Here is an 18201-nt window from a genome sequence, read left to right as displayed (position 1 = left end):
GGTGAAGCGCACCGTGAAGGGCGATAAGCGCACCGGGTCCACCGATCTGGCCGAGCCCGCCCGCGGCCTGTCCCGGCGCGGGCTGCTCGGCCTCGCCGGGGCCAGCGTGGCCGGCATCGGACTGGGGGTAGCCGGGGACCGGGTGGCGCTGGCGGCGTCGGCGTCGCCGGGGGCGGCATCCGCTTCGGCGGTCTACCCGTTTTACGGCAGCCACCAGGCCGGCATCGTCACGCCCGCGCAGGATCGCCTGCATTTCGCCGCGTTCGACGTCTCGGCCGGCACGACGCGAGCGGAGCTGATCGAGCTGCTGCAGGACTGGACCATCGCCTCCGCTGCCATGACCGCCGGCCAGGATATCGGCGAGTACGGCGCTGTCAGCGGCCCCTACGACGCCCCGCCGGAGGACACCGGCGAGGCCCAGGGGCTGCCAACGGCCGGTCTGACCATAACGTTCGGTTTCGGCCCGACCCTGTTTGAAACAGCGGCTGGCGTCGATCGCTTCGGCATCGCCGCCCGCCGCCCCGCAGACCTCACGCCCCTGCCGCATTTTCCCGGCGACGACCTCGATGCCGGGCGAAGCAACGGCGACCTGTGCATCCAGGCCTGTTCCAACGACCCTCAGGTGGCCGTGCACGCCATTCGCAACCTGTCCCGCATAGCGTTCGGACGGGCCGCCCTGCGCTGGTCGCAGCTCGGCTTCGGGCGCACCTCGTCGACCTCGACGGCCCAGGCGACCCCGCGCAACCTGTTCGGGTTCAAGGACGGCACCGCCAACATCAAGGCCGAGCAGCCCGACGTCGTCAACGACCAGGTCTGGGTCTCCGCGGCCGATGGGCCGGCTTGGCTGGCCGGCGGCTCCTACCTGGTGGCGCGGCGCATCCGCATGACCATTGAAACCTGGGATCGCACCATTCTCCGCGAGCAGGAGACGGTGTTCGGCCGCACCAAGGGGGCCGGCGCGCCACTCTCGGGCGGCACCGAGTTCAGCGAACCCGATTTCACGATCGCCGGTCGGGATGACCAGCCACTTATCGGCGCAGCTGCTCACGTGCGGCTGGCGCATCCCACCCAGAACAAGGGTATGAAGCTGCTGCGGCGCGGCTACAACTTCGTCGACGGCAACGATGACCTCGGCCGCCTCGAGGCCGGGCTGTTCTTCATCAGCTTCCAGCGTTCGCCGGCCCAGTTCACGACCGTGCAGCTCAACCTCGCCAAGCACGATGCCCTGAACGAGTACATTCGCCATGTCGGAAGCGCGTTGTTCGTGGTTCCGGCCGGCGCCACCGACGGAGCCTACGTCGGGTCTGCCCTCTTCGCGTAACGCGCGATTACTTCAGCGCATCAGGCAGCGGCGTCACCGTGTACAGAATGCCATCTGCGTTCCCCGCGACCACGACGCCGTAGGTCGCGTTCGTGACGGTCACCACTTCGGAGTCGGCCCCCGGAACGCCCACGGCCACAGTGAACCCGGCGGCGAGAAGCTGCGCCCGGGCAGCCTCGATCGGCGTGGCCGACGTTGCCTTGATCGTGACGACCCAACCACCGACCTCGCCCTCGCCAATGCCGCCGGTGGCGAACAGAACCTCGCCGTCGATGAGCGGCACTTCGGCCGGCCAGTCTTTCGGGAGCGAACCATCGAGGCTGACGTCGCCCCCGGTCGCATCCTGCACGGCCCCGTTCACCGTCTGCTGCACGGTGTCGCCGATGGAGCAGGCGGCCAGCGCGGGCAGGGTGGCGGCGATCACGAGCGCAAACAGGAGGCGGCGGCTACGGGAGGAAATAGTCATATCAAGTCCTTCAGTTTCGTCTGAATTCTAATGCGGCCGCGCGCACAACAATGCCCCCTCGGCGAACCGAGAGGGCATTGGGTTTCGAAGGGTTAGTTCGCGTCCATCTTCTTCACGCGCGAAACCTGGCGCGAGCGAGCGGATGCCGTCAGCTCTACTTTGCGGATACGCACGGCGGCCGGGGTGACCTCGACGCACTCGTCTTCGCGGGCGAATTCGAGGCACTGCTCGAGCGACAGCTGCTTGGGCGGTGTCATCGACTCGAACGTGTCGGAGCTGGACTGACGCATGTTGGTCAGTTTCTTTTCCTTGGTGATGTTCACGTCCATGTCGTCGGCGCGCGAATTCTCGCCGATAACCATGCCCTCGTAGACCTCGCTGGTCGGCTGCACGAAGAACGACATGCGCTCCTGCAGGTTGATGATCGCGAACGGGGTGACCGCACCCGAACGGTCGGCCACGATGGAACCGTTCGTACGGGTGTTAATGGTGCCGGCCCAGGGCTCGTAGCCGTGCAGGATCGCGTTGGCGATACCGGTACCCCGCGTGTCGGTGAGGAACTGCGTGCGGAAGCCGATCAGGCCGCGCGACGGAACGATGAATTCCATGCGAACCCAGCCCGTGCCGTGGTTGGCCATGTTCTCCATGCGGCCCTTGCGAGCGGCGAGCAGCTGCGTGATGGCGCCGAGGTATTCCTCGGGAGCGTCAATGGTGAGGTGCTCGAACGGCTCGTGCACCTTGCCGTCAATGCGCTTCACAACTACCTGAGGCTTGCCGACGGTGAGCTCGAAGCCTTCGCGGCGCATCTGTTCGACCAGGATGGCGAGGGCCAGTTCTCCACGGCCCTGCACCTCCCAGGCGTCCGGGCGTCCGATGTCGACGACCTTGAGCGAGACGTTACCGACGAGCTCGCGGTCGAGGCGGTCCTTGACCATCCGGGCGGTGAGCTTGTGGCCCTTGACCTTGCCCATGAGTGGCGAGGTGTTGGTTCCGATGGTCATCGAGATGGCCGGGTCGTCGACCGTGATGGTCGGCAACGGGCGCACGTCTTCCGGGTCGCAGAGGGTCTCACCGATGGTGATGTTCTCGATACCGGCAACGGCAACGATGTCGCCGGGGCCGGCGCTCTCGGTCGGGTAGCGGTCCAGCGCCTTCGTGATGAGCAGCTCGGTGATCTTCACGTTGCTGACGGTGCCGTCCTGCTGGGCCCAGGCTACGGTCTGCCCCTTCTTGATCGTGCCGTTGAAGATGCGCAGGAGTGCGAGGCGGCCGAGGAACGGCGAGGCGTCGAGGTTGGTGACGTGCGCCTGAAGCGGGTGCGTGTCATCGTAGGTCGGTGCCGGGATGTGCTTGAGGATCGCGTCAAACAACGGTTCGAGGTCATCGTTGTCGGGCAGCGTGCCGTCTTCGGGCTTGTTCCAGCTGGCGGCACCATTACGACCGGATGCGTAGACGACGGGTACGTCGAGAACGGCGTCGAGGTCGAGGTCGGGGAAGTCGTCGGCCATGTCGCTCGCGAGACCGATGAGCAGGTCCTGGCTCTCGGCCACAACCTCATCGATGCGCGCGTCGGGACGGTCGGTCTTGTTGACCAGCAGGATGACGGGGAGCTTGGCTTCGAGCGCCTTGCGGAGCACGAAACGGGTCTGCGGCAGCGGGCCCTCTGATGCGTCAACGAGGAGCACAACGCCGTCAACCATGGACAGACCGCGCTCGACCTCGCCACCGAAGTCAGCGTGGCCCGGGGTGTCGATCACGTTGATGGTGATCGGACCGTCGGCTGCGTGGATGCCCTTGTAGGAAACCGCCGTGTTCTTGGCGAGAATCGTGATGCCCTTTTCACGCTCGAGTTCGTTCGAGTCCATCGCGCGTTCTTCAACGTGTGAGTGGTCAGCGAAGGAGTCGGTCTGCTTGAGCATCGCGTCTACCAGCGTCGTCTTACCGTGGTCAACGTGAGCAACGATTGCAACATTTCGGAGGTTATTGCGGGTAGCAATCGCCATAAAAATAGATCCTTACGAAGAATGAGTGCCGCAGAGTCTCGCGCGCGACGAAGAATGGATACCGGGGGTCATAATGTGACCCAAAGTACTATCCTACCGTATCCACGCCACCGGATCGGTGGGTGTGGCGCGCGTCCCGTTCCTCTTACCCCTTGGCGGCCTGACGAGCCTCGCGGCGGTTACGCTGTTCCACCGGGTCCGGCACCGGAACCGCGCTGATAAGTCGCTGTGTATAGGGATCCTTCGGCGCACGCAGAATCTCATCGCTCGTGCCCTGCTCCACCAGCTTGCCGGTGTGCATCACCGCAATCCGGTGGGCGAGCGCGTCGACCACCGCGAGGTCATGACTGATGAACAGGCAGGCGAAGCCGAGCCGTTCCTGAAGCTCGTGCAACAGATCGAGAAAACGAGCCTGCACCGAGACATCCAGCGCGCTGGTCGGTTCGTCGGCAACCAACAGGTCCGGATGCAGGGCGAGCGCGCGCGCGATGCCGACCCGCTGTTTCTGCCCTCCGGACAGCTCGTGCGGAAAGCGGTTGCGGTAGCTCGTTGGGAGTTCCACCTGTTCCAGGAGCGTTTGGACACGCTTGTCGAGGTCGGCGCCACGCGCCTCGCCGGACAGATAGAGAGGCTCTCCGATTGATTCTCCGATCGGCATCCGCGGGTTCAGCGATGACGCCGGGTCCTGAAAGACGATGCCCGCCTTGCGGCGTAGGGGTCGCAGGTCGCGCATTTTCGCGTGCGAGATGTCGATCCCGCAGGAGATGAGCGTGCCGTCGGCGATCGGGAGCAGACCGACGGCGGCGCGGCCGAGCGTCGTCTTGCCCGAACCGGACTCGCCGACCAGGCCGACGATCTCCCCGGGGAAAATTTGAAAGTCGATGGAATCGGCGGCCCGGAACGCGGGAATGCGCCCACGCTTCGGGTAGTCAATGGAGACATTCTGAAAATCGAGTACCGGCTTGACCCCGACCGGGTGAGCCACCTGTTCCCGGGCGACCGCCTCTACGCCGCGCCCGAGGTGCGGCACCGCGGCGAGTAATTGCTGCGTGTACGGATGCTGGGGACGGGTGAAGATGTCGTCGATGGGCCCCGCCTCGACCGTGAGCCCGTCCTTCATTACCATGACCCAGTCGGCCAGGTCGGCGACCACGCCCATGTCGTGGGTGATCAGGATGATAGCGCTGTCGAGCCGGGTGTGCAGATTGCGCAGCAGATCGAGGATTTCTGCCTGCACGGTGACGTCGAGCGCGGTCGTCGGCTCGTCGGCAACCAGCAGGACCGGGTCGCACGAAATCGACTGGGCGATCATGGCCCGTTGACGTTGTCCCCCGGACAACTGGTGCGGATACTTGTCGAAGGACAGCGTGGGGTTGGGCATCTCGACGAGGGTCAGCAATTCGATGGCGCGAGCCTTGGCTTCGTGCGGCGAGAGGTCGAAGTGCGCGCGCAGGGCTTCCACGATCTGGAAGCCCACCGTATAGACCGGGTTGAGGGCCGTCATTGGTTCTTGGAAGATGGTGGCGACATCGTTGCCGCGCACCTTGCGAATTTCCGATTCGGGGATGCCGCAGATCTCTTTACCGAGGAGCTTGATCGATCCGGTCGTGCGAGCATTTTGCGGCAGTAGGCCGAGCAACGCCATGGTCCCGGCGCTTTTGCCCGAGCCGGACTCCCCCACGATGGCGAGCACCTCGCCGCGGCGCACCTGGTAGTTCATGTTGATGGCCGCCGGGTAGAGCTCCCCCTCGACCCAGAAATCCACATTGAGATCGGCGACCTCGAGCACAGCCTCGGTGACGGGGCGTGTAGACGAGCTGTCGCCGGCGGAAATGGTTGCTTCGTTACTCATGAAAGGGGGGTCCTGTCTGTGTCGAGCGCGTCGTCTGTGAAAATGGACCTATGTCGATCTTCACATTTCGTCCTGTATTTGGCCGCGTTCTGGCCGGCATCGTTGCCGTGCTGTGCCTGGCGGGGTGCATCGGCCTGGTGCTGGCGAACGACCTGGAGAATCTGGTACGCACCGTGCCGCTGCTGCTGTTCTTCGCCATAGCAGCCGGAGCTGTGTTCTGGCAGCCGCACATTGTGCTTGAGCAAGAGGGCATCACGGTCGTCAACGTGTTCCGCACATTTTTCGTGCCGTGGCCTCATGTGCAGCGAATCGACACCCGCTACACCCTGACCCTGTTCACCGCCGAGCGGCGAATTTCGGTCTGGGCGGCGCCGAGCCCCGGCATCCGCGGTGCGATCGCGATCGAGCGCTCCGATGTGAAGAACCTTGGCGATTCGGCCTATGGGGCCGGCCGAAGTGTTCGGCCGGGAGACTCGGTGACGACAGCATCCGGGCAGGTCGCGTTTGTGTTGCGGCAACGATGGGAACAGCTGCGGGACGCCGGACACCTGGATAGTGCCGCCATTGATCCGGATGCCCTCCGCGTGACCCCCCACTGGGTCACCATCGCGGTACTCGCGGGACTGCTCGCCGCCTCGGTGATCGGTCTCGTTCTGTAGAACCCGAAACATGAGCGCTAGACCGTGCTGGAGGCGCGCGCAGCGCGCGCCCGACGGGCATCCGCTTTCCGCAGAGACTTCGCGGACGGCATCTTCTTCTGACGCGGGTCGAATGCGTCGCGCAGACCGTCACCGATGAAGTTCACGGTGAGGGCGATGACGATGATGAACACACCCGGCCACCAGAACAGCCAGGGGCGGGTCGCGAACGCGGCCACGTTCTGGGCCACGATCAGGCCGAGCGACGTGTCAGGATTGCGGACGCCGTAGCCGAGGAAGCTCAGCGCGGTTTCAGCGAGGATGGCTCCGGCCATGAGCAGGGTGGCGCTGACGATGATCACACCGACCGCGTTGGGCAGGATGTGCTTGAAGATGATGCGGGCGTCACTCGCCCCGGAGACCCTGGCTGCGTCGATGAACTCGCGTTCGCGCAGGGAAAGGAACTCCCCACGCACCAGCCGGGCGAGCCCGGTCCAGGCGAAGAGCCCCAGGGCAAGGCCCAGAATGGCAGCTCCGAGACCGGCAGCTCCGATCGAGCGGCCGATCACCGCACCCACCACGATGAACGGGATGGTGATGATCACGTCGGTGAAGCGCATGAGGAGGGCATCGCCGATTCCGCGGTAGAAGCCCGCCAGGGAGCCGATCAGAACGCCCATTCCGGTTCCGACCAGTCCGACCAGCACCATGATCATGATGGATTGCTGCGTGCCGCGCATGACCAGGGCAAAGATATCTTTGCCGATCTCGTCCTGGCCGAAGGGGTGCGGCCCGATGCCGAAACCGGGACCCGGGATCAGGTTCAGGGTCGGAAATCCGCGGTTGACCAGCGGCGGCGTGGCGTTCCAGTGCCAGGGCCACCACCCGGCCGTGTTCAGACCCCAGACGTGGAGACCGACCGAGCTGAACGCGAGCACGATCACAAAAGCGAGAACGAAGATCGAGACGACGGCACCCTTGTGGTGAACGAAGCGTTTGCGAACGATCTGGCCCTGGCTGAGCCCGACCGTTTCGCGTTGTTCAATCGAGGTTTCGTCGGGCGGGCCGGGCTGCACGTGTAGGGAGGGCGTGGAATCGGTCATTAGGACACCCTGATTCTCGGGTCGAGGGACGCGTACAGGAGGTCGGCGAGCAGGTTGAAGATCACGGCGAGGAGGCCGGTCACGACGAAGAACGCCATGACCGGGTTCGGATCAACGTGGTCGATGCCGTTTTGGAATAGCCTGCCCATACCGCTCCAGCCGAACACGGACTCGGTGATCACCGCGCCGCCGATCAATGCTCCGATGTCGAGTGCGATCACCGTCGCGATCGGAATGAGCGCGTTGCGAAGGGCGTGACGAACCACGACGGTGCGCTGGGTGAGTCCCTTTGACCTGGCCGTGCGGATATAGTCCTGGTTCATCACCTCGAGCATGCTCGCCCTCGTGTAGCGGGTGAGGCTGGCGAAGGAAATGAGGATGATCGCGATGGTCGGCAATAGCAGGTGGGTGAAGGTGTCGATGCCCTGAATCCAGAAGTTGCCGCCCAGGTTCGGCGTGACCGAGCCGATGGTCGCCACCGGTCGACCGTTGACCCGGCTGGAGTTAACGTAGTCGTTCCAGTACAGCAGGTGGCCGTCGATGGCGATCACCGCACCGATGATCATAGCGACGACGGCCGAGGTACGGGCCGACTGCCAGCGATCGCGGCCTCCCAGGAAATAGCCGATTGCACCGCCGGCAACGACCGCGCCGAGGGCGAGGGCGAAGAACAGTGAAAGCGACATACTCCGGAAAACGAAATAGGTCATCGGGTAGTACAGGACGATTCCCAGGGCGGCGGTGGCGAGAGCGCCACGCAGTGCGTTCTTGTCCTTAAGGCCAACCGAGACGGCCGTGACGCCGAGGGCTGCGGCGATAGCGGTAACGGAAACACCGACGATGCCGACGCTCGGTGAGGTGAACCAGTCGGACATCTCGAAGTAGGCCAGCAACGCCAGGGTCGACGCCGTTGCCACCCCGAGCGTGATCCACCGGCGCCGCGCGGCACCGCCGAGGAGCGACATCCAGAGCAGTCCCGACACGAGCGATATGCCGATCATGACCGGTATTCCGATGATGGGATCGGCCAACCAGTTGTTGAACCCGATGGCGATGTATTGCTTGAGCAGCACTGCCACCCAAAAGATGGGCAGGGAGAAGAAGAGGAACGACGCAAAGGTGATGGTGTAGTCGTAGCCGCTGTACTGGCGGAGCGCCGTGGTGATACCAACGATCAGGCCGACGATGATGGCGATGATCTGGGCGCCGGTGACCAACTGCAGTGTTGATCCCATGGCCTGCTGCAGCAGGACTACGACGGGGAGGCCTTGAACGTTGACGCCGAAATCACAGGCACCGACAAAACACTGACCAACGCCGCCGAGCCACAAGAAGTAGCGAAAGAAGGGGGGTACGTCGAGGTTGAGCCTCTGACTCAACGACTGCATCAGTTCGAGCTTGTTCGGTGCGCTGCTCTCGCGGAGTTCCTTGAGCGGGTCGCCAGAAAGGGCGACCAACATGTACATCAGAAAGGTGGCTGCGAGAAGAACGATGACGGCGGCAATGAGGCGCCGGAATACAAATGAAGCCATGAGCGGTGGCTACCTGCCTATAGTCGGGTGGAAGGCGCTGGGACCGAGTGGTCCCAGCGCCTCAACAGCACGTCAATCCAACGAGGACTTCTCGTGGCTAGGCGAGTTTCCAATCCCAGATGTTCCAGAAGATAGTCGGCGCCAGAATCGACGGGTCGATGCCCGTGACGCTGTCATTGAATGCCGTCACTCCGGGGAACTGGAAGATGGTCACACCGTAGAAGTTCTCCCACAGGATCTTGTCGATCTCCTGCTGAAGCTCGATCTGCGTCGCGGGGTCGAACTCGACGTTGAGCTTCTTGATCACAGCGTCGGCTTCGGCGTTGGAGAAGAAGTTGTGGTTGTTGATGCCACCGGTTTCGAAGTTCGGTCCGGCGCTCGAGACGCCGAGACTGGTCGACTGCCATCCGAAGAGGGAAGCATCGTAGGCACCGGGGGTGCCAAGAATTCCGCCCCATTCGGCGCTGCCGCCGTCGAGCACATTGAAGCCGGCGAGGGCTGCACTGGCCTGGATCAGCGCAAACTCGTTGACACGACGCGGGTTCGTGGATGCGTAGAGCAATGTCACGTCGAGGTTAGTCGCACCGGACTGGGCGATGAGGGCTTTGGCACCCTCCACGTCGACCGCGGCGTAGTCGGCCGAGCTGTTGCCGGCGACGGAATCGTCGTAGCCTTCTGCACCGGGAACGATCATCTGTGAACCGCGCAGGGTTGCGTCCTCACCGACGATGGGCTTGATCAGCTTGTCGAGGATCTCCTGACGAGGAACGACCTTCATGAACGCTTCGCGCACCAGCGGGTCATTGAAGACGCCGCTCTTGCCCTGGTCGAACTGCAGGTCGATGTGCTCATAGGTGCCTTCTTCACCCTTGAGTACGGTGACTTTGTCGAGCGCGTCGAGCGCGGTGACCAGGTCAGACGTGGACTGGGGGGAGATGACATCGACGTCGCCGTTTTCGAGAGCCTGAACGGATGCGAGTGGGTCCGTGATGAAACGCACGGTGACCTCTTCGATCGACGGCTTGTTCTCACCGGTGTACTCCGGGTTGGCCTTCATCGTGATGTACTGATCGGCCACGAAAGCGGAGATCGTGTACGGGCCGGTTCCGACATAGAGCTCGGGGTCGTCCGGAAGCGAGGTGAAGTTGAAGCCCGAGTTCCAGAAGGAGGAGATCTTGGCGAGCGACGCGGTGTCGTTGTCCTGAATCGCAGTGACGAGAGCGGCCTTGGCTTCCTCATTGTCGTCGAGGCCGAGGGCGTTCTTCGCGACCACGTGCGCCGGGAGCGGGGCGTAGAGGGCGAGCTCCCAGTCGACGTACGGCGCCGAGTAGACCATGGTCATCGAGCGGTTGTCGTCGCTGATCTCTGGAACGTCGTGCACGAGGCCGAGGCCGGAGTCGGCCTGGGCACCGGAGTCGAAGTAGACTACGTCGTCCGGGAACGCGTCGGTGAACTCACCGGTGTCCGGGTCGACGAAATCATTGGAGTCGAAGTCTGGAGTGTCGAGCGCGCGGGAGTTTGCCGCCCAGCTCAGGAGAAGGTCGGACGCATCTACTGCGGTTCCGTCAGACCACTTGACGTCGTCAGCGAGGGTGTACTTGACAGTGAGCGGGTCTTCCGTCACCAGCTCGTAACTGCCGTACGACTCGTTCTGCTTCAACTCCGGCGTGTTGTCGTAGTAGTTGAACCAGTCGTTCGTCATATACGTGATGTTGTTGTTCGCTGTCGCATTGCCGAACGACGTCAAACCGTTGTACGAGAAGAACGGCTGGTTCCACGCGACGTCGACACTCGTTCCCTCATCGAGCCCGGACTCGGCAGTGGGTGCCGAGCAGCCGGATAAGACGAGCGTTGCGGCGCCAACCGCGGCAATTACTGCCCCGATACGTCTGAATCTCATTGTTCCTCCTGTGCGATCGTGTGCAAATGGCGACGGCGTAATCTTTTGTCACGCCGCCGCCATGGTGGTGTCTCGACCCTAGGTCGGGGGAAGGACGCCCGACCGGAAAGTGGCGAAACGTTACACACTGGTAACGCAATTGCCCAAATAGCATGAGATTTGCTCAATAGAAGGGTAAATGAGATGCATATTGCTCAAAAGTGCAGTCCGAAATTAGGCGTGCTCAGCTACGATGGGCGCGCGTGTAGCGCGCAGGTCGTCGACATCGACGAGCGGCACGCGCTGTGTCGCAGGCTCTGCAACAACACGGGAATCTGTCGCAGACTCTGGGATGGCTCGGTGATCCGCCTACTCGTCGATGCCGGCGGCCAACAATTCGCGGCGCAGCTCACGGCGGGCACGCTGTTCGGTGGGGTCGGGAATCGGAACGGCCGCCAGCAGCCGCTGGGTATAGGGGTCTTTCGGGTAGCGCAGAATCTCATCCCGCGTGCCGGTTTCCACGATGCGACCGTGGTGCATAACGGCGATGCGGTCAGCGAGCACGTCGATTACGGCGAGGTCGTGAGTGATGAACAGGCAGGCGAAGTTCATCTGCTGCTGCAGGGACTGGATCAGCTCCAGAACTCGGGCCTGAACCGACACGTCGAGCGCGCTGGTGGGCTCGTCAGCGATGAGCACCTTGGGTTCGAGCGAGAGCGCGCGGGCGATGCCCACGCGTTGCTTCTGGCCTCCGGACAGTTCGTGCGGAAAGCGGCTGCGGTACCCTCGCGGCAGCTCGACGCTGTCAAGCAGTCGCTCCACCTCGGCACTGAGGCCGGCGCCCTTCAGCCCCTTGGCCAGTTTGAGGGGTTCCCCAATACTGTCACCGATGGGCATCCGTGGGTTGAGCGAAGACGACGGGTCCTGAAAGACGATGCCGACACTCTTGTGCAGCCGGTGGATCTCCTCCCGGCTGGCCTTCGAGATATCCTGGCCGGCCACGTGCAACGACCCCTCGGTGATCGGCAGCAATGCGATGGCGGCGCGTCCGAGGGTGGTCTTGCCGGAGCCCGACTCCCCCACGAGCCCCAGCACCTCGCCCTGTCGTACGTAGAGGTTGACCTTGTCGACTGCGCGGAACGCCGCGACGCGACCGTGTTTGGGGTACTCGATGACGACATCGTCGAACTTGACGACGACTTCGCGGCTGTCGTTGCGCGCGGCCGAAGCCGCCTCATTGGCCAGTCGCTCGTTGACCTCGATGCGGGCAGCGAGCACGGCATCCACCACGATGTCGGTGCCAATGGCGAGCGCCGCGGTCATGTCGATCGCGTCGTCACCGCGCTGCCCGAGATGCGGCACGGCCTGCAGCAGGGCAATCGTGTACGGATGGGTGGGTTCGTTGAAGATCTGGTCGACGGTGCCGCGCTCCACGATGACACCGCGGCGCATGACGGCGATGTCATCGGCGAGGTCAGCGACCACGCCCATATCGTGGGTGATCAAGAGGATGGCGCTGTCGAGGCGGTCGCGCAGGCTCCGCAGCAAGTCGAGGATCTCGGCCTGCACCGTCACGTCGAGGGCGGTCGTGGGTTCGTCGGCGATGAGCAACTGGGGGTCGCAAGAGATGGACTGGGCGATCATCGCGCGCTGGCGTTGCCCGCCGCTCAACTGGTGCGGGTAGGAGTTGAATGCTTTGAGCGGATCGGGCAACTCGACCATGTCGAGCAACTCCAGGGCACGGGCCTTGGCCTGGGAGGGTGACATGCCGAAGTGAGCGCGCAGGGTCTCGATGATCTGGAACCCAATCGTGTAGACCGGGTTGAGTGCCGTCATTGGCTCCTGAAAGATCATGGCGATCTGCCCGCCGCGCACCTTGTGCATCTGCGCCGGCTTCAGGCCCATGAGTTCCCGGCCGCTGAGCTTGACGCTGCCGGAAATGCGACTGTTCTCGGGCAACAGGTCGAGGATGGCCATGGAGCTCGCGCTCTTGCCAGAGCCGGACTCGCCGACGATGGCGAGCACCTTGCCCCGCTCGATCGAATAGTTCAGTTTGAGCGCGGCCGGCACCCAGACGTTATCGACACCGAAGTGCACCGTGAGATCAGTGACCTGCAGTACGGGGCCGGAGAATGTGGTCGTCACCTGGTCGGTCATGAAGTCCTGCTTTCGCTGCTCGTGCGGTGGGTGCGTTCAAAATCTGGCAGCATGGCTGCATGCCCGTCGCTGCCGACCCGAATATCTTCTACTCGCGGTTCAACCGCATCATCGCCGCCGTGTTCGCGGGCGTTGCCGCCGCCAGCGCGGTGAGCGTGTTTCTGCTCCCGACTTTGTCGAACCGCTGGCTGGTCCTTCCGGCCCTGTTCGTGGTGTTGTTCGTCTGGGAGGTGCTGTGGCGCCCAGACCTGCGTGTCAGCGACGCGGCCGTGACCATTCGCAATCCGCTGCGCACCATCGTGGTGCCGTGGGCGGCGCTCGTGCACGTCGACACCAAGTTCGCGCTCACCCTCTACACGCCGGGGCGTAAATTCGCGGTGTACTGCGCGCCCGCCCCCGGCCGCAGCCTGACGAGCTCCGGACGCCGCAAAAGCACAGACCCGGTGCCCTACGTCAGAGGCTCCCCACGCCCCGGCGACCTGCCGGGGAGTGAGTCCGGCGAGGCGGCGCAGCTGGTGCGCGCCCGCTGGGACGCGCTGCAGCGAAACGGCCTGATCGACGGCGGGCTCGCCGCGCAGACGCCGGTGGTGGTCGTGTGGGCTTGGGGTCGGGCAGGCGTGCTGGCGGCGGGCGCCGTGGCATCCGTTGTCGCAATTCTGCTGGCCTGAGGCCTGCTGGCCTAGAGACGTCACGGCTGCGTCTCCAGCTCCGGTTCCGGTTCCGGCCGGGTTTCGCGCATCTTGCTGAGCTTGAACCGGCGGTGACGCGGGTCGAAGGCGTCGCGCAGGCCGTCGCCGACAAAATTCACCAGCAGCGCGAGCGACACGATGAAAGCGCCGGGCCACCAGAACAGCCACGGCCGGGTCTGGAACGCCGACTGGTTCGAGCTGATCAGCAGGCCCAGAGACACATCGGGAGAGCGGATGCCGTAGCCGAGATAGCTCAGCGCCGTCTCGAGCAGAATGGCCGAAGCCATGATGAGCGTCGCCGACACGATGACGACGCCCATAGCGTTGGGCAGGATGTGCTTGAAGATGATGCGCATGTCGCTGGCGCCAGCGACTCGGGCGGCCTCGACGAACTCGCGCTCCCTCAGCGACAGGAATTCGCCGCGCACCAGGCGGGCAATGCCCATCCAGGAGAAGAAGCCGAGCATGATGGCCAGCACCGGGGCGCCGAGAGCGCCGAACCAGTGGCCGACGACGGAGCCGATCACGAGGGCAGGAATCACGATGAAGACGTCGGTGACACGCATCAGAATGGCGTCGACGGTGCCGCGGTAGTAGCCGGCGATGGCCCCCACCACCACGCCAACGACGGTCGCGATGAGACCGAGAACCACCATGACCAGCGCGGAGTTCTGAATGCCGCGCATGGTCATGGCGAAGTAGTCCTTACCGATGCGGTCCTGGCCGAAGGGATGCTCCCCCAGCGAAATACCGTTGCCGCCAAGAAACTGTGGCACCAGCGAGAGCGTCGGGTTGCCGCCGTTCACCTGCGGGTTGAGCGCCTTGTACCCGTACTGCCACCAGCCGGGGATCGGGCCGATGCCGATGGCGGAGAAGGAAAACAGGATGATGAGCAGCAGAATGATGACGGAGGCGACGGCCACTTTATTTCCGACAAAACGCCGCCAAATCAGGCGCCCCTGACTCTCGGGAACCGAACTCGCCACGGCGAGTTCGTCGGCCGGAATCTCGGGCGGGGTCGCCCCCAAGCCAGTTGGTGTGGACATCTAGCGGATCCTCACTCTCGGGTCGAGCCCGGCATAGGCCATGTCGGCCAGAAAATTGAACGTGATGGCCATCGCGGCCACGATCAAGAAATAGCCCATCACCGGGTTGAGGTCACCACGCTGGAGTCCCGCGTTGAACAGGCTGCCCATCCCGGGGATGGCGAAGACCTTCTCGGTGATGATCGCGCCACCGAGAAGGGCGCCGACATCGAAGGCCACCAGGGTGGTGAGCGGAATCAGCATGTTGCGAAAGGCGTGGCGCACGATCACGGTGCGTTCTGGCAGCCCCTTGGCGCGGGCGGTGCGAATGTAGTCGAGGCTGAGCACCTCGAGCATGCCGGCGCGGGAATACCGGGTGTACCCGGCGAAGGAGATCAGCAGCAGCGCGATGGTCGGCAGGGTGAGGTGGGCGAAGGCGTCAAGCCCGCCCAGCCAGACATCGCCGCTCAAGCCAGGGGTCTTCGAGCCCACCGTCGCGATCGGGCGTCCGTTGGTGGCGGTAAGCAGATCGCCCCAGGACTGCATGAACCGGTCCAGTAGCACGACGGCACCCGAGAGCAGGGCGGTGACGAGGCCGACCCGCATGTTCTGGCCGCGGTCGTAGCCGCCGGCCAGGAAGCCACTGACCAGGCCCACGGCAGCGGTAGCGAGCGCGAGGATGAACAGTGTGCCGGCGCTTGAGATGTCGAACAGGGGCTGAAGCGTGAAGTAGGCCACGAGCGCGATCGCGGCGTTGATGCCCGCTGTAATGAGGGCCCGACGGTTGCGCAGCCCGGCCAGCAGAGTGGCCGAGCCGAGGGCGATCGCTGCGACCAACAGAATGATCGGGATGGCTCCGAGACCGGGGTGCATGAACCATCCCGTCGCGCTCATCAGCAGCAGAACGCCACTGGTCGCGAGCCCCGAGACGAGGAACACGACGAGGCGTCGCTTGGCGTCACCGCCGAGGAGTGACTGCCAGATGGCGCCGATCACGAGACCGATGACCACGAGGGCGAGGCCACCGATCACCGGGTCGCGCAGAAAGTCGTTGAAGCCGATCGCGATGAATTCTTTTAGGAGCACGGCCACCAGAAAAGCGGGCAGCGAGTATAGAAAGAAGCTGACGAAGGTGACCGTATTGTCGAGCCCGCTGTATTGGCGGAGGGCGGTGATGATGCCGATCGTGACGCCGAGCAGAATGGCCAGCACGAGCGCGAACGTCACGAGCTGCACCGTTGCAGCCAGAGCGTTCGGCAGAATATCGACGACCTGCGCCTTGGAGACGGTCGAGCCCAGGTCGCAGGCGTTGGCGAAGGGAACGGCACACTTGGCCACACCCCCGAGCCAGAGCACCCAGCGCAGGGGCGGCGGAACGTCAAGGTCGAGGAGAGAGACGCGGGCATTGATGAGTTGCTGCTTATTGGGCGAATTACTGCTCGTGAGGTCTTGGAGCGGATCGGCCGAGTAGCCCACCATAACGTACATCAGAAACGATGCGGCGATCAGGATGAGTATGGAAACGAGAATTCGTCTCAGGATGAAGCTCACCATGCCGGGGCTACCTCACTGTAGGGGTTGGTTCGTACCTCGGGTACGACAAGAAAACGGATGCCGCCCGACCCGCCAGTTGGGCTCCCGGGCGAACCCAGGAGCCCAACGGCGCGGTCGGACGAGCTATCTCGGTCGTACTACTTGCTGACGGACCACTCCCAGAAGTTCCAGAACGGGCCGGTCTGGTTACCCATGTACTCCACACCGCTCACCCGCTTGGAGACGCCGAACACGCCGGGCAGCTGGAACAGTGGCAGGCCGTAGGCATCGGCGAACATCTGCTTGTCCATGTTCTTCTCGAGGGCGATCAACTTGTCGGGATCCAGAGTGGTCTGGGTCGCGATGGCGTCATCGTTCGTTCCCGTGTAGTGGTTGTAGTTTCCACCGCCGTCGGTCGAGAAGATCTGAGAGATGCCGGCGGAGCCGACACCGGGGCTGATCCAGCCGAACAGAGAGGCATCATAGTCGCCGCCCGAGAGCAGGCTGCTCCAGTCCGGAGACCCAGCATCGACGACCGTGATTCCGGCCTTGGCGGCCGATTCCTGGATCGCCTGGAACTCGTCGACCCGGTTGGGGTTGTTGGTGTTGTAGAGGATGCGCACCGAGGGGGTGGCACCGGCCAGCAGGGCCTTGGCGCCGTCGATATCGACGTCGGCATAGTCCTTCGAGCCGTTGTTGGCGACGGAATCTGCGTAAGGCTCGTTGGCCGGAACCCAGATCTGCGAGTTGAGCACCTTGGCGTCGGGGTTGACCGGCGTCACGATGGAGTCCAGGATCTGCTGGCGCGGGATGGTCTTCAGGAAGGCCTGGCGCACCTTGATGTCGGCGAAAACCGGCTGATCGAATCGCAGATCGAGGTGGTCGTATGACACCTGGTCTCCGGTGAGCACGTCGGCGCCGGTGTTCTCCAGCGCGGTCAGTGTGTCAGCGGATGCCTGCGGGTTGATGATATCGACCTCGCCGTTTTGCAGGGCGGTGACCTGGGCGTTGGCGTCGGGAATGACGCGCAGGATCATCTTGTCGATCTTGGGGATCATGCCACCCACGTAGTACTTGTTGCGCTCCATGGTGAAGGACTGGCCGGGAGTCCAGCCGGTCGGCACCATCGGGCCGCTCGAGACCAGCAGGTCGGGGTCGGTCGGGAACGCGGTCACGTCGTAGCCGGTGTTCACAAAGTCGGCGGCGGCCTTCAGCGTGGGGTCGGCCGCAGCCGGGTTGGCCGGGTCCCCCTTCGGCAGGCTCTTCATCAGGGCGGTCAGGTCGGCGGCGGAACTCAGTCCGGCCTTCTTGGCCACGATGTGGGCCGGCTGGCCGATCGGGTTGACCAGCTCCCAGTCCACGTAGGGGGTGCCATAGACCAGGGTCATCGACAGGTTGTCGTCGCTCACAGTGGGGAAGGCGGTCGTGTCGAGGCCAGCGGTGCTCGCGGCGATCTCGAAGTACTGGGTGCCCGAGACCACGTCACCGCTGTCGGGATCGGTGGTTGAGCTGTTGTAATAGCCGGCCTGTGTCGCCCAGGAGAGCACCATGTCGTCGGCCGTGACGGGCTCACCGTCCGACCACTTGTCGTCGGGGTTCAGCGTGTAGGTGACCGTCTGCGGGTCGTCACTAGTCTTCTCGAAGGTGCCGAACTTGTCTTCGTGCACGATCTTGAAGTCTTTATCGATGTAGGAGAAGGCGGAGCCGTAGTTACCCATGAGGTAACCGACCTGACCGTTGGTGTCGAGGTTCGACTGGGGGGTCTGGTTATTGAACGATGTGAAGTCGTTGACCACCGCGACCGTGACCGTGCCGCCGGTGGCCGCGGTATCCGTATTCGTACCGGTGCTGCCGGATGTGGTGCATGCGGTCAGGGCGAGGGCGGCGACGCCAAGAACGGCGACCCCGCTGACACTTTTCCTGAACAGTTTTCCTCTGATGGACAAGATTCCTCCTGGGCGAAGTGATCGTCGACACGGGCTAGCAGCCGCGGTCGATCCTGG

Annotated in this window: 13 protein-coding genes; 3 read left to right on the top strand and 10 right to left on the bottom strand. The window is 63.9% G+C overall.

The window, feature by feature from the left end:
• Position 1: 1 nt before the first annotated feature.
• Positions 2-1321 (top strand): iron uptake transporter deferrochelatase/peroxidase subunit, encoded by a 1320-nt coding sequence (gene efeB / locus QMF22_RS12955; protein WP_502846956.1) that lies wholly within the window; start codon positions 2-4, stop codon positions 1319-1321.
• Positions 1322-1328: 7 nt separating this feature from the next.
• On the opposite strand, the gene QMF22_RS12950 is transcribed toward efeB, so the two are convergent.
• The 3 genes from QMF22_RS12950 to QMF22_RS12940 form a co-directional block, all read right to left on the bottom strand.
• Positions 1329-1787: a hypothetical protein gene (locus tag QMF22_RS12950; protein WP_283454249.1), complete on the bottom strand. Its 459-nt coding sequence runs from the start codon at positions 1785-1787 to the stop codon at positions 1329-1331.
• A gap of 92 nt (positions 1788-1879) precedes the next feature.
• Positions 1880-3790 carry a translational GTPase TypA gene (gene typA, locus QMF22_RS12945; RefSeq protein ID WP_283454247.1) on the bottom strand — a complete coding sequence of 637 codons (1911 nt, stop codon included), beginning with the start codon at positions 3788-3790 and terminating at the stop codon, positions 1880-1882.
• Positions 3791-3935: 145 nt separating this feature from the next.
• The gene (locus QMF22_RS12940) at positions 3936-5642 is read right to left on the bottom strand and encodes an ABC transporter ATP-binding protein (RefSeq protein WP_283454244.1); all 1707 of its coding nucleotides are present in this window, start codon (positions 5640-5642) and stop codon (positions 3936-3938) included.
• A gap of 50 nt (positions 5643-5692) precedes the next feature.
• On the opposite strand from QMF22_RS12940, the gene QMF22_RS12935 reads away from it, so the two are divergent.
• Positions 5693-6301: a PH domain-containing protein gene (locus QMF22_RS12935; RefSeq protein ID WP_283454242.1), complete on the top strand. Its 609-nt coding sequence runs from the start codon at positions 5693-5695 to the stop codon at positions 6299-6301.
• A 17-nt stretch (positions 6302-6318) separates the two neighbouring features.
• On the opposite strand, the gene QMF22_RS12930 is transcribed toward QMF22_RS12935, so the two are convergent.
• From QMF22_RS12930 to QMF22_RS12915, 4 genes are all read right to left on the bottom strand, one after another.
• On the bottom strand, positions 6319-7383 hold the full coding sequence (locus tag QMF22_RS12930) for an ABC transporter permease (RefSeq protein WP_283454240.1): 1065 nt from the start codon (positions 7381-7383) through the stop codon (positions 6319-6321).
• Positions 7383-8915, bottom strand: coding sequence for an ABC transporter permease (locus tag QMF22_RS12925; protein ID WP_283454239.1), 1533 nt, complete (start codon positions 8913-8915; stop codon positions 7383-7385). The genes QMF22_RS12930 and QMF22_RS12925 overlap by 1 nt, the downstream gene beginning before the upstream one ends.
• A 97-nt stretch (positions 8916-9012) precedes the next feature.
• Positions 9013-10815 (bottom strand): ABC transporter family substrate-binding protein, encoded by a 1803-nt coding sequence (locus QMF22_RS12920; RefSeq protein ID WP_283454237.1) that lies wholly within the window; start codon positions 10813-10815, stop codon positions 9013-9015.
• Between the two features lie 348 nt (positions 10816-11163).
• Positions 11164-12951: an ABC transporter ATP-binding protein gene (locus tag QMF22_RS12915; RefSeq protein WP_283454235.1), complete on the bottom strand. Its 1788-nt coding sequence runs from the start codon at positions 12949-12951 to the stop codon at positions 11164-11166.
• Positions 12952-13010: 59 nt separating this feature from the next.
• On the opposite strand from QMF22_RS12915, the gene QMF22_RS12910 reads away from it, so the two are divergent.
• Complete coding sequence (locus QMF22_RS12910) at positions 13011-13619, top strand: PH domain-containing protein (protein WP_283454233.1); 609 nt, start codon at positions 13011-13013, stop codon at positions 13617-13619.
• A 20-nt stretch (positions 13620-13639) separates the two neighbouring features.
• On the opposite strand, the gene QMF22_RS12905 is transcribed toward QMF22_RS12910, so the two are convergent.
• From QMF22_RS12905 to QMF22_RS12895, 3 genes are all read right to left on the bottom strand, one after another.
• Positions 13640-14686, bottom strand: coding sequence for an ABC transporter permease (locus tag QMF22_RS12905; protein WP_283454230.1), 1047 nt, complete (start codon positions 14684-14686; stop codon positions 13640-13642).
• Entirely contained in the window at positions 14687-16219 is a 1533-nt protein-coding gene (locus tag QMF22_RS12900; RefSeq protein WP_283454228.1) for an ABC transporter permease, read from the bottom strand.
• A gap of 137 nt (positions 16220-16356) precedes the next feature.
• Entirely contained in the window at positions 16357-18144 is a 1788-nt protein-coding gene (locus QMF22_RS12895) for an ABC transporter family substrate-binding protein (protein WP_283454226.1), read from the bottom strand.
• Between the last annotated feature and the right edge of the window lie 57 nt (positions 18145-18201).

Origin of the sequence: Cryobacterium sp. PH31-L1 (assembly GCF_030063145.1) — a bacterium.
Classification (GTDB): domain Bacteria; phylum Actinomycetota; class Actinomycetes; order Actinomycetales; family Microbacteriaceae; genus Cryobacterium.
The sequence above is the reverse complement of the archived record's forward strand: the minus strand, read 5'-3'. Positions and strand labels throughout refer to the sequence as shown.

What these genes read in the sequence shown, in the direction of transcription:
- QMF22_RS12900 (WP_283454228.1), bottom strand. Translation starts at nt 16,219, where the DNA reads ATGGTGAGCTTCATCCTGAGACGAATTCTCGTTTCCATACTCATCCTG.
- QMF22_RS12940 (WP_283454244.1), bottom strand. Translation starts at nt 5,642, where the DNA reads ATGAGTAACGAAGCAACCATTTCCGCCGGCGACAGCTCGTCTACACGC.
- QMF22_RS12915 (WP_283454235.1), bottom strand. Translation starts at nt 12,951, where the DNA reads ATGACCGACCAGGTGACGACCACATTCTCCGGCCCCGTACTGCAGGTC.
- QMF22_RS12905 (WP_283454230.1), bottom strand. Translation starts at nt 14,686, where the DNA reads ATGTCCACACCAACTGGCTTGGGGGCGACCCCGCCCGAGATTCCGGCC.
- typA (WP_283454247.1), bottom strand. Translation starts at nt 3,790, where the DNA reads ATGGCGATTGCTACCCGCAATAACCTCCGAAATGTTGCAATCGTTGCT.
- QMF22_RS12950 (WP_283454249.1), bottom strand. Translation starts at nt 1,787, where the DNA reads ATGACTATTTCCTCCCGTAGCCGCCGCCTCCTGTTTGCGCTCGTGATC.
- QMF22_RS12925 (WP_283454239.1), bottom strand. Translation starts at nt 8,915, where the DNA reads ATGGCTTCATTTGTATTCCGGCGCCTCATTGCCGCCGTCATCGTTCTT.
- QMF22_RS12930 (WP_283454240.1), bottom strand. Translation starts at nt 7,383, where the DNA reads ATGACCGATTCCACGCCCTCCCTACACGTGCAGCCCGGCCCGCCCGAC.
- QMF22_RS12910 (WP_283454233.1), top strand. Translation starts at nt 13,011, where the DNA reads ATGCCCGTCGCTGCCGACCCGAATATCTTCTACTCGCGGTTCAACCGC.
- QMF22_RS12935 (WP_283454242.1), top strand. Translation starts at nt 5,693, where the DNA reads ATGTCGATCTTCACATTTCGTCCTGTATTTGGCCGCGTTCTGGCCGGC.
- QMF22_RS12920 (WP_283454237.1), bottom strand. Translation starts at nt 10,815, where the DNA reads ATGAGATTCAGACGTATCGGGGCAGTAATTGCCGCGGTTGGCGCCGCA.